Annotated in this window: 1 protein-coding gene; it reads left to right on the top strand. The window is 33.8% G+C overall.

Annotated features, from left to right (window positions below; genetic code table 11):
- Positions 1 to 334 precede the first annotated feature (334 nt).
- A partial coding sequence (locus ACTHS3_RS16370; RefSeq protein ID WP_440368556.1) for a hypothetical protein occupies positions 335 to 719 on the top strand: 385 nt, incomplete at its 3' end.

Genomic DNA, 719 nt, shown 5'->3' with positions numbered 1-719 from the left:
AAAAATATAACCACTAAGGAATTACCACAAAGCTCGCACTTACTAATTCATAATGACTGGCAACCTACACAGACTGCGAACTTACTAGAAGTATCTAAATATGATTGAATGTAATAGCAATTTTGCGATTTTTTGGAAACGTAGTTATTATAAAGCGGAGAACTGCGCGGTAACTGGAATAGCTCCCTACATATTTAATTTCAAAGATATTTAGGAAATACTTTAAGCATGGTTACACAAGGCAAAGAGAATGACTCACACAACCATGCCAATATCATTGCCACAGCACTAATCCGTAAATAAATCTCCTCACATTTTACTCACAGGAATAATCATGAAACGGGAAATACTATCTATTATTTTTCTAGCTACATATAGCTCACTAGCATTTTCATCAGGGGAGCTTTCATGCAAAAAAATCATACCCATTAATGTAACAGAGGGTTGGAAAAGGAATTGTACTTATCATGGCTCATCTATAAATGAAGCTTATCAAGAATATCGCAATCTAACTCAAAATCTAGGCGAGGCCCCAAACGTTCTTCCAAATAAAAATCGTCGATATAAAACTTCTAGAAATGAAGTAGAAATTAATATTAATTGGAAAAATAAGAATCATGTGTTTGTAGCACAGACTTATCCCGAAGCCGAAAACTCAGGAATGGAAGTAGGCTTTAAAAAAATTAAAAATGTGATTCAAATTACAGAAATTGGTTGGA

The sequence above is a fragment of the Neisseria sp. P0009.S007 genome, from assembly GCF_051962515.1.
Note: the sequence above shows the minus strand (reverse complement) of the source record. Positions and strands in the feature narration are given on the sequence as shown.